Consider the following 11,143-nt stretch of genomic DNA (forward strand, 5'->3'; position numbering starts at 1 on the left):
TCTAAAAAAATGAAAAACTCCTCCTTCCTCTCGGTGATTATAAAGACATACTCAGCAAGATGTCAAAACACCTATTTTTTCATTGCCAGGGAATTATTTCCTATTATGACTAGTGTCTATGAAATTGAAAAGGGTGAATTCTCGACAACATTAATCATTGATAGACATGAGATTTGTAGAATTTTTGAGAATTCACAAGAAATAGACCAGTATTCAGTAAATATTGACGAAGAAAATTGTCAATTTATGCCGAATAATTTTTTGGCATTTTCGGTTGTAATGCGTGCAACTTCCTCTACTGAGACTTGTTTAATATCTGCAATTTGCTCAGCTACTAGTTTCACATAAGCCGGTTCATTTCTCTTTCCCCTAAAAGGATGCGGAGCTAAGTACGGACAATCCGTTTCAATAAGCAAGCGATCTAATGGAACCTCTGCTGCAACTTCCTTCGGTTTTTTGGCATTTTTAAACGTAACCGGCCCACCGAGGGAAATATAAAAGTTCATCTCTAAACATTCCTTTGCCGTTTCTACACTGCCACTAAAGCAATGCATAATACCACCTACAAGAGATGCTTCCTCTTCTCTTAAAATGGTTATAATATCTGCTGTTGCTTCTCGATTATGAATAATAATTGGTAGTTTCACTCTTCTAGCCAAACGAATTTGCTTTCGAAACACCTCCATTTGGATTTCTTTTGGTGACTTATCCCAGTAATAGTCTAGTCCCATTTCTCCAATTGCTACGACCTTTGGATGTGCTGCTAGTGATTCGATCCACTCTAAATCAGCATTAGTCATATCAATTGCATCAACAGGATGCCATCCTACAGCCGCATATAAGAAATCATATGTTTCTACTAACTCCATTGCCTTTGTAATCGTTGGGCGATCAAACCCTACGACAATCATGTTAGCGACTCCCGCTTCTTGTGCTCTCTTAATTACTTCTGTCAAATCTTCTTCAAACTGTTCTGCGTTCAGATGTACATGCGTATCAAATAGCATTTCTATCTTCCTCTCTATCATTAGTTTATTACGAAATACAGTGCTTATGTTTCACAATTCGATTACAAATATGTAACAAAAAAATCTAATTTGGTAAAAATATACATAAAAAAAGGCATAAAAAAGTTTCACATGAAACATTTTTATGCTTTTTTCTCTATCTTTAAATACCTATTTTTTATTTTACTTTAGAGCCGTTCGGAAGCGCTGCATCAACAGTTGCAACGGATAATACACCTTCATTACTTCCTGCTAGAATCATTCCCTGTGATAATTCACCGCGCAATTTTACCGGTTTCAAATTTGTAACACAAATGACTTTTTTGCCCACTAATTCTTCCGGTTTATAATATTGAGCAATGCCTGATACCACTTGGCGTCTTTCATAGCCCAAATCTAGTTGTAATTTTAAAAGTTTATCAGCCTTTTTCACTGGTTCTACTTCTAGCACTTGTGCTACTCTAAGCTCTACCTTCATGAAATCATCAATCGTAATTTCATCGACTTCTGGAATTTCGATTTCTTTCGGCTCTTCCTTTGGTTCTTCTTTTGGAGCTCCGCCCTGCATTTGTTCTTTAATATATTGAACTTCCTCTTCCATTTCTAATCGAGGAAAAATGGGTTCTGCTTTAACTACCTTTGTTTGAGCTGGAATTTGTCCAAAAGCACTCAAGCTATCCCATGTTTTTAGCATCTCATCCGTAATATTTAATTGTGCAAAGATTTTTTCTGGTGTCTGCGTTAAAAACGGCTTTAGTAAAATAGCAACTCGACGCAATGTTTCAGCTAAATGAACCATTACACTTCCTAGCTCATCGCGCTTTTCTTCCTCTTTTGCAAGTACCCATGGCTGTGTTTCATCAATAAATTTATTCGTTCTGCTCACAAGCTGCCAAATAGACGTCAAAGCAACCGAGAATTCCATATTTTCCATAGCCTCTTCATATTTCTTTACAGTTTCCCTATTCATCTCTAATAAAGACTGTTGGAATTCACCTTTTGAATCTACATAAGCTGGAATTTCTCCATCAAAATATTTATTAATCATGGCAACCGTACGATTAAGTAGATTTCCAAGATCATTCGCTAAATCAAAATTAATACGTTCAATAAAGCCTTCTGGAGTAAATACTCCATCTGAACCAAATGGTACTTCACGCAGTAAATAATAGCGTAACGCATCTAACCCATAACGATCAATTAATGTGACAGGATCGACCACATTTCCTTTTGACTTTGACATCTTGCCATCCTTCATTAATAACCAACCATGTGCAAACACTTTGTTCGGTAATGGTAAATCCAGTGCCATCAACATAATTGGCCAATAAATAGTATGGAAGCGTACGATTTCTTTTCCAACAAGATGAACATTAGCCGGCCAATATTTCGTATACTTTGATTCATCTTTAGACCCATAACCTAAAGCGGTAATATAATTCGTTAAGGCATCAATCCATACATACACAACGTGCTTCGGATTACCTGGTACTTTAATCCCCCAATCAAAAGTCGTACGCGAAACAGCCAAATCCTCTAAACCTGGCTTAATGAAGTTATTAATCATTTCATTCTTACGAGATTCCGGCTGAATAAACTGTGGATTTTCTTCATAAAATTGCAGCAAACGGTCTGCATACTTACTCATTCTAAAGAAATATGATTCCTCTTTTACCTTTTCAACTGGTCTGTTGCAATCCGGACACTTTCCATCATTTTCTTCAACTTGACGCTCTGTAAAGAATGATTCACAAGGTGTACAATATAGTCCCTCATATTCATCTAAATAAATATCTCCCTGATCGAGCAGCTGCTTAAAAATCTTGGCAACAACTTCTTTATGACGCTCTTCTGTTGTTCTAATAAAGTCATTGTAAGAAATATCGAGTTTTTTCCATAGATCTTTAATACCTGAAACGATATTATCGACATATTGCTGCGGTGTTATCCCTTGTTCTTCTGCCTTTCGTTGAATCTTTTGACCATGTTCATCGGTCCCTGTTAAGTACATGACATCGAATCCACGCAATCTTTTATAGCGAGCCATTGCATCGCCTGCCACAGTTGTATAAGCATGACCTATATGTAAATTTCCACTTGGATAATAAATAGGCGTCGTAATATAAAATGTCTTTTGGTTATCCTTCATATTCTTTTCCTTCCTCCTCAACTTTTGCAAATCTAGTTCTATAACTATCACTAAACTGCATGAAACCGCTACCCCTATTTTAACGCTATCTGTCCATCTATGCGACTAGAAAACATAAACTCCTCTTTAAAAAAGAAACAATGCCATTCATTTTATCATCATTGCCTCATTTATAAATAAAATATACCTGCGTCAAACAATACATATCAGATAGAATCTACCTTTTTACAAAAATATACAAAAAAGCAACCTGAATTGAACATTTCATTGGAATTATATTGAATTTATGAGTATAATGAACATTGGCGGATGTCGATTGCCGTACACCCGTGTCGAATTCTGTTGACCATTATCAAACGTTCAATTTCCTTTTAAAATTTTTTCGGTAAATACTGGAATAAAAAGGATAAAAACCGCAATAAACCCTTGATATATGGGCATTTGGCCGTTCCAAAAATACAGGAATAATAAAAAATAAAATCATTGACGTATTTGGGAATGGCTGGTATTATAGGTTTATAAGAAGTTTGTCGAATATTGACGAATAAAAAAATAGATAATAGATTATAAATTTGAGAGGAGATTTTATTAGTTATGAAATCTACAGGAATCGTTCGTAAAGTTGATGAATTAGGTCGTGTGGTAATTCCGATTGAGCTTCGCCGTACATTAGGTATTGCAGAAAAAGACGCTTTAGAAATTTACGTAGATGATGAGCGCATCATCCTAAAAAAATATAAACCAAACATGACTTGCCAAGTAACTGGTGAAGTATCTGACGATAACTTAACACTTGCAGGCGGTAAATTAGTTCTTAGCCGTGAGGGTGCTGAAATTCTTATTAAAGAAATTCAAAATAGTTTCGAAGCTTCTAAATAAGATACAAAAAAGCTGCTAGATTCATCTAGCAGCCTTTTTTATATTTACTCTTCAATATGATAGGCTTGATACACTTCCCTCTTTTGCAGCCCACGATCTTTTGCCACTTGCTTAATAGCTTCCTTCGACTGAAGCCCTTTCGCTTCCACATAGTAATCTACATGTTTAACTAGATCCATTGAACTCCACCAAACGATTTCTTCCTCTTCTGTGGCAGGCATAGCCCCTTCTATAATTAAACAAAACTCACCACGTACTTCAGACTCATTTGCCCATGCTAGTGCCTCGCTAATCGTTCCACGAATAAATTCTTCAAATTTCTTCGTCAACTCACGGCATAAAACAATATTTCGGTCTCCTAATATATCAAGCATCTGCTTTAATGTTTCTTTTAAACGATGAGGGGATTCATACATAACCCATGTAGCTTCTATCTTCTTTAATCTCTGAAGCTCCTCCTTCTTCTGTTTAGCCCCCCTTTGCAAAAATCCATAAAAATAAAAGGGCTGCGGTACTAAACCTGAAGCAATTAAAGCCGTTAAAGCTGCATTTGCCCCTGGGAGCGGAATAACCTTTAATTGCTCAGCAATTGCATCTTTTACTAGTTCATAACCTGGATCTGAAATCGTTGGCATCCCTGCATCGCTGACTAAAGCAATTACCTGTCCGTTACGAAGTCGATCCAGCATATGTCTGCCGCTATTCTCTTTATTATGCTCATGATAGCTTACAATTGGTGTTGTAATCTGAAAATAATTGCATAGCTTTTTCGTATTTCTTGTATCCTCTGCTGCAATAACATCTGCTTCCTTTAAAATACGTAAAGCTCGAAAGCTCATATCTTCTAAATTACCAATAGGAGTTGGTACTAAATACAAGGCCGGCTCGAGACCTTCTCTTTCAAAACTTTTCTGTTGCCACATACTACTCCTCCTTTTTCATCCATTTCTGTTTATTCTGCCGTGATAGCTGTTTGAAACGATATTCAGCTTGCATAGCCTCCCTTTTCGTATCAAAGGTTTCATAATAAATAAGTGAAACAGGCGTTCTTCCACGCGTATATTTGGCCCCTTTTCCTTGATTATGAAGATTTACACGACGTTCTAGATGATTTGTATAACCTGCATAATAGCTTGTATCTGCGCATTCTAATACATAAAAATAATGCTTACTGCTCTCCATATAAAATCCTTCTAATGTCTGGATTATATTCATTTTGTTCATTATACACAACAAGCGGTGGTAACACCTTTAAGTCTGGGTTCCCATCTTTAATGCCCTCAATTAAAATCGTATTCGCTTCTTTGTTTTGTTTAGGATAGACAAACTGAAGCCGCTTCGGCTCAATGCGATATTGCCTCATTAGACTTAATATATCCATTAATCGCCCTGGACGATGAACAAAAGCAGCCTTTCCGCCTTGGCGTAACAATTGACTGCTTACTCGAATGACGTCTTCAAGGTTACACATAATCTCATGACGAGCAATTGCATAATGTTCATTTTTATTGATTTCCTCTTGAGAAGGCGTTGGAAAATACGGCGGATTACACGTCACTACATCGTATTTGCTATACCCAATCTCCTTCACTATCTCTTTCAAGTCACCATGAATCATCTCAATTTGCTGAGATAGCTCATTATAGTTTACACTTCTACGCGCCATATCACAAAGCCGCTCTTGAATTTCAACACCTATAATTGACCCTTTTGTCCGAGTACTCAATAACAACGGGATAATCCCATTTCCTGAACATAAATCAACTAGTTTCCCTTTTTGAATCGGTACATTCACAAACTTCGACAATAGCACGGCATCTAATGAAAAGGCAAACACAGAAGGACTTTGAATAATTCTTAAATCCTCTGCTAATAAATAATCAAGTCGCTCATCTTCTCTAAGTTGCACCATAGATTGTTTCCTCCTAGCCATTTTTCATCGTACAAAAAAGGTCTGACTCATGCTTACATGTCAGACCCCGAATTACTATATATTATCATGTAAAAGAGACAAATAAATGCTCCCTAGACTATTTTTTATTTAAAAAGGATAGACAGAAGAGACAATCTCCTTCTTTACGTAAACTACCAAAATGAAGATTACAAATATGAAAACCTTCTTGATAAATGCGAGCTAAGTTATCATATCCTTCACCGATATCTATAGTCTTTTCCTCACTATTTATCGATTTCACTTTCACCTTGCTGGCTCCTTTTTTAGCAGCCTTTGGTGGCACTTCAATTAAATCTAATCTACGTCGCAAGTGGTCATTCTCCAGCTTTAATGATTGATTATCTTCCAATACTTCGGCAAGATGTTCTTTCAGTTCTCCAAGCTGTTTGTACAGTTGACCGATTTGGGTTTCCATACTCGTAACCGATTCAAAAATCTCTTTCTTATCCACGCTACCCACCACCTTACTAATCTGTGGCTTGAATAGAAACGGCTCCCTCGTTTAGAATCTCATCTAAAGTATATTCTAATACTCTGTCTTGTTCGATTAATTCAACTTGAAGTACACGTTCTAGAATGTTAAGCCCAACTACCTTGCCTTTACCGTTTGGAGTTTTAATAATTTCCCCTAAATCAGGAAGCATTTCTTTTGCGCTTTCGTATTCATCATTTTCATATTTTAAGCAACACATCAGACGTCCACATAAGCCTGATATTTTTGTTGGATTTAACGATAGATTTTGGTCTTTCGCCATTTTAATGGAGACAGGCTCAAAGTCACCAAGAAATGTAGAACAGCAAAGCATCCTGCCACATGGTCCGATTCCGCCTAGCATTTTAGCTTCATCGCGTACACCAATTTGGCGAAGTTCAATTCTAGTTCGAAAAATAGCAGCCAAGTCTTTCACTAAATCACGAAAATCAACACGTCCATCTGCTGTAAAAAAGAAAACAACTTTATTTCGATCAAATGTATACTCAACATCAACAAGCTTCATATCCAGCTTATGTTCTTCTACCTTTTGACAGCAAATATCGTAGGCCTCTTTAGCAGCCGCTTTGTTCTCCTCTACAATTAACCGATCTTTTTTATCCGCAATCCTTAACACTTTTTTCAAAGGCAGGACAACATCATTTTCTCCTACTTGCTTCCGGGCTGTTACAACCTTGCCGAATTCCACACCACGAACGGTTTCCACTATGACAAAGTCGTCCTTAGGAATATCGATTTCACCCGGATCAAAATAGTATATTTTGCCCGCTTTTTTAAAACGGACGCCTACAACATCATACAAATCATGATCCCTCCTGCAAATTCAGCACGAGCTGTTCCATTAACAGCTGTGGATTTGTATTGGACGACAACTTTCGTTTCGTATCCAAAATAGTGCCCATACAATCTGCAAGACGCCTTTGTGAGAGCTGAAGAGCATGAGAGGCAAGCTCTTCTTCCTGATTTTGAAACACGACGAAGTTCCGCTTGTCCAATTGAATATATAGTAAATCCTTATAAATCAAAAGTAGTAAATCAAGCCCTTTATCTAGTTGCTCTCGTTCCTTAAAGTGAGAAAACCAATCCGTTTGTAAAAATAACAATGCCTTCATCCGGTTTTGTTTTAACACTTCATATAATTTTACCACTATTTTTTGAGCTTGTACAAACCATTCATCGTGGCTCAGTGCTAAACCTTCTTCTACATTTTGAGTAATTTGGGAAATGACGGAGGCAATTTGCGGTTGAAGATTGTGCTCTATCAATTTTTGTTTCACATTCTCAGGAGAAAGCGGCTGAAAGGTTAATACTTGACATCGCGAAATAATCGTTGGTAATATCCTTTGAACTTGCTCAGTCATTAAGATGGCAACCGTATCATCCGATGGTTCTTCTAGAAATTTCAATAAGCTATTAGCCGCGCCTACGGACATTTTATCAGCATCAGCAATCATATAGATTTTCCGATTTGCTTCTACACTTTTTTTCGAAAATTCCTCTTGCAGCTGTTTAATTTGCTCCTTTTTAATCGATAAGCCATCTCGCTCGATATAATGAACATCCGGATGATTTCCACTCATGATGCGCTTGCAATTTCTACACTCTTCACATGGCTCATAACCAGCAATAGGAGCTTCACACAACAAGCTTTTAGCAAAAACATGGCTCACTTCATGTTTACCTATCCCTTTTTCTCCTTCGAACAAGTAAGCATGTGCCACTCGTTTTTTTACTAAACTATTTTGCAACATCCTCATAATCTGCGGCTGTACTTGTTTTGCTTCCTGCCATGTTTTATTCAAAATGATCAACTCACTTAAATATTATAAATTCATGTATCAAATACAAACTGTATTATTTTCTCATTATATCAATTATTGGAAGGAAGGATAATAACAAACCGTTGTCCTATCATCCTTTTTTATGCAAAAATTCTACAATACTTTGCTTGGCCTGTTCAAATACGACCTCTAGCGATTGACTCGCATCAATTAATACAAATCTCTCCTTCCATCGATTCATTACAAGCTGATAGCCTTCACGTACTTTTTTATGAAAATCGATTGTTTCCAAGTCTAAACGATTGACTTCCCGATGATTATTCGCTTGAATTCGCTTTAATCCTTCCTCCGGTTCAATATCAAAATACAGCGTTATATCTGGCATAACATCAGCAATAGCAAATGTATTAATACTATAAATTTCTTCGATCTCTAAGCCGCGTGCATGCCCTTGATAAGCAAGCGAGCTATCAATAAAACGATCACATAGTACAATCATTCCCTGCTCTAATGCAGGAATAATTCTCTCAACTAGATGCTGACGCCTTGCTGCAGCATACAATAAAGCTTCCGTTCGTGAATCCATCGCTGTATTCTCTTTATTTAAAATCACTTCTCGAATTTGTTCTGCAATTGGAATTCCGCCTGGCTCCCTAGTTACAACAACACGATGCCCTTCCTTTTCTAAAGCAGCTCCTAAAAGTTGCAATATTGTTGTTTTTCCAGCACCTTCAGGCCCTTCTAATGTAATAAATACTCCACGATTCATCGCTTATCCCACCGTTCATTATTTTACTGCTAGTATATCATTTTAACGGACAGACTTAGATTCGTAAACGATAAGCTCACCACTCATCAATGCTTGTCCACCATGAAAACGGGATTTATGTGCTAATAAGTGCTTTAAAGTTGCCACTTTTTCAGCTGTAATCATTTCCCCAGGCATAATAAAAGGAATCCCTGGAGGATATGGAATGACCATTTCTGCTGAAACTTGGCCAATTGCTTCATTTAATAAAACTTGTCTTGTTTTCATTTGCTTCATATCTGAATAAGATACGACTAGTGTTGTTATGATCGCTTCTTCTTTCCATTGAATCATAGGAGAAGTACTATTTTGTCCCTTTTTCCCTTTTAACGTTCCTTGTATTTGTTCAATGGTTTGTCGTAAAGGATAAAACTGTTCCTTTTTTAATAATGGCAATACGAGTAAGACATTACGGGGATCTGCCAATTCAGAATAAATACCTGCCTCTTCAAGTAAAGCTTGTACTTCATAACCACTTAGTCCCTGTGTTGATCGAATACTTACCTTTAACGGGTCAGCTACAACACCTTTAGGCGGTTCTAACAATTCAATTTCTTTAACAGCAGATAGCTGGTCCTTAAAGTCAGCTATTCTCTTGATAAGGAATTGATAATCATCCTCTGTAAAAGCAGCCAAATATGCTCGCGCTAAATCAAGCGATCCCATTATTGGATAAGATGGGCTGCTTGACTGTAGCATTTGTAAATACCATTCAATTCGCTCTCTATTAACTAAGGTAGTATTTACATGTAAATACGAGCCCATTGTCATCGCGGGTAACGTTTTATGAGCCGAGTGGACCACTACATCTGCTCCTGCTTCAATTGCACTTTGTGGAAATTGATTATTGGCAGAGAAATGAGCTCCATGTGCTTCATCGACTAATACTGGAATTCCTTTATCATGAGCTACTGTTATAATGGAGGATAACTCCTGACTGAGACCATAATAATTAGGAGAAGTCAAAATAATCGCCTTTGTCTCAGGATACAAGTTCAAAGCCTCTGTAATTAGTTGAACATCAAGTCCTCCAGCAACTTCCCACTCTTTATAAATCGTTGGCTGTAAAAATACCGGTTTAACATTAGCTAACATAAGGCCATGGAGAATAGATTTATGACAATTACGTTGAACAAGTACAGTATCTCCCTCTTCACATGTTCCCATAATCATCGCTATATTTCCTACAGTCGAACCATTTACAAGAAAATAACTATTCTGCACACCATAGAGGCTAGCTAATAGCTGCTCAGCTTCTTTAATTGGGCCTTCTGGTGCATGCAAATCATCTAACCCTGATAGCTCAGTTGCATCTATTTGAAGTAAAGACTCATACAACTTTCTGCCTTGCTTCATAAATATTTGCCCGTTTTTATGTCCTGGTACATGATAGGAAACTTTATTCTCTTTATGAAAAGCTGCTAAAGCGCTAAATAACGGTGTCTGTAATTGATTCATGTATCTCTTCCCTCAATCTATGGATTCATATTCTTATTTTACCAAATAAAAATTTCTTTCTCTCCCCACAGATATACTTTTATACATAATAAAAAGCCAAGGGGACCGTTTCCTTGACTCTCTGATTCTCTAAATATATTCTTACGAAAAGATTTCAGGATGAGTAATTTTTTTTAATTGCTTGAGATAATATTTATACCGCTCATCCTTCGTATCCGTTGTAATGATCTCACGCTCACATTCCTCGCAAATAAATGATGTATATATATGAATACCTGATGTTTTTCTACATTCACAAACCACGCATGTTTCCCCTGCCGTTTTTTCGGTTGTTGTTGTTTCCAACATCTCCACCTCCATACCTGCATTCTCTCCAAAAACTTTTTTTCTTATACCTACTATTAAATAGTTTAAGAGAACTGGGATAACTGCTCATAACAATGTATGATAAAGATATTCGATACGTGTATGTCTCTTTGAAAGTTTATAAAGCATATGCTGATTAAAGGAAAATCCCCATTGATTTCTTTGTACTAAAACATAAAAAAGATCAGCTTCTCAGCTGATCTTTTGGCTTGCCTGGCGACGTCCTACTCTCACAGGGGGAAACCCCC

At 37.0% G+C, this 11,143-nt stretch carries 12 protein-coding genes; 1 reads left to right on the forward strand and 11 read right to left on the reverse strand.

Going from position 1 to position 11,143, the window contains the following annotated elements; genetic code table 11:
* Nucleotides 1–239: 239 nt before the first annotated feature.
* Together D1953_RS13785 and metG are read right to left on the reverse strand one after the other, a co-directional pair.
* Nucleotides 240–1,007, reverse strand: coding sequence for a TatD family hydrolase (locus D1953_RS13785; RefSeq protein WP_119117776.1), 768 nt, complete (start codon nucleotides 1,005–1,007; stop codon nucleotides 240–242).
* Nucleotides 1,008–1,185: 178 nt separating this feature from the next.
* Nucleotides 1,186–3,156 (reverse strand): methionine--tRNA ligase, encoded by a 1,971-nt coding sequence (gene metG, locus D1953_RS13790; RefSeq protein WP_119117777.1) that lies wholly within the window; start codon nucleotides 3,154–3,156, stop codon nucleotides 1,186–1,188.
* Nucleotides 3,157–3,750: 594 nt separating this feature from the next.
* Here metG and D1953_RS13795 point away from each other — a divergent pair.
* Nucleotides 3,751–4,035 (forward strand): transition state genes transcriptional regulator AbrB, encoded by a 285-nt coding sequence (locus tag D1953_RS13795; protein WP_119117778.1) that lies wholly within the window; start codon nucleotides 3,751–3,753, stop codon nucleotides 4,033–4,035.
* 44 nt (nucleotides 4,036–4,079) lie between these two features.
* Here the strand turns inward: D1953_RS13795 and rsmI are convergent, their stop codons facing one another.
* From rsmI to D1953_RS13840, 9 genes are all read right to left on the reverse strand, one after another.
* A complete protein-coding gene (gene rsmI, locus D1953_RS13800) occupies nucleotides 4,080–4,958 on the reverse strand; it encodes a 16S rRNA (cytidine(1402)-2'-O)-methyltransferase (protein WP_119117779.1) in 879 nt (292 codons plus the stop codon).
* A 1-nt stretch (nucleotide 4,959) separates the two neighbouring features.
* On the reverse strand, nucleotides 4,960–5,217 hold the full coding sequence (locus D1953_RS13805; RefSeq protein ID WP_119117780.1) for a GIY-YIG nuclease family protein: 258 nt from the start codon (nucleotides 5,215–5,217) through the stop codon (nucleotides 4,960–4,962).
* Nucleotides 5,204–5,947 (reverse strand): tRNA1(Val) (adenine(37)-N6)-methyltransferase, encoded by a 744-nt coding sequence (locus tag D1953_RS13810; RefSeq protein ID WP_119117781.1) that lies wholly within the window; start codon nucleotides 5,945–5,947, stop codon nucleotides 5,204–5,206. The genes D1953_RS13805 and D1953_RS13810 overlap by 14 nt, the downstream gene beginning before the upstream one ends.
* Before the next feature lie 118 nt (nucleotides 5,948–6,065).
* Nucleotides 6,066–6,440 carry a DNA replication initiation control protein YabA gene (gene yabA, locus D1953_RS13815; protein WP_119117782.1) on the reverse strand — a complete coding sequence of 125 codons (375 nt, stop codon included), beginning with the start codon at nucleotides 6,438–6,440 and terminating at the stop codon, nucleotides 6,066–6,068.
* 16 nt (nucleotides 6,441–6,456) lie between these two features.
* A complete protein-coding gene (locus tag D1953_RS13820; protein ID WP_119117783.1) occupies nucleotides 6,457–7,284 on the reverse strand; it encodes a PSP1 domain-containing protein in 828 nt (275 codons plus the stop codon).
* Between the two features lies 1 nt (nucleotide 7,285).
* Nucleotides 7,286–8,284: a DNA polymerase III subunit delta' gene (gene holB, locus D1953_RS13825; RefSeq protein WP_119117784.1), complete on the reverse strand. Its 999-nt coding sequence runs from the start codon at nucleotides 8,282–8,284 to the stop codon at nucleotides 7,286–7,288.
* A gap of 109 nt (nucleotides 8,285–8,393) precedes the next feature.
* Nucleotides 8,394–9,032: a dTMP kinase gene (tmk, locus tag D1953_RS13830; protein ID WP_119117785.1), complete on the reverse strand. Its 639-nt coding sequence runs from the start codon at nucleotides 9,030–9,032 to the stop codon at nucleotides 8,394–8,396.
* Between the two features lie 42 nt (nucleotides 9,033–9,074).
* Nucleotides 9,075–10,529, reverse strand: coding sequence for an aminotransferase class I/II-fold pyridoxal phosphate-dependent enzyme (locus D1953_RS13835; protein ID WP_119117786.1), 1,455 nt, complete (start codon nucleotides 10,527–10,529; stop codon nucleotides 9,075–9,077).
* Between the two features lie 141 nt (nucleotides 10,530–10,670).
* Nucleotides 10,671–10,877, reverse strand: a complete 207-nt coding sequence (locus D1953_RS13840) for a sigma factor G inhibitor Gin (RefSeq protein ID WP_245980129.1) — start codon at nucleotides 10,875–10,877, stop codon at nucleotides 10,671–10,673.
* Nucleotides 10,878–11,143: the final 266 nt, after the last annotated feature.

Source organism: Peribacillus asahii, from assembly GCF_003570725.1.
Taxonomy (GTDB): domain Bacteria; phylum Bacillota; class Bacilli; order Bacillales; family DSM-1321; genus Peribacillus; species Peribacillus asahii.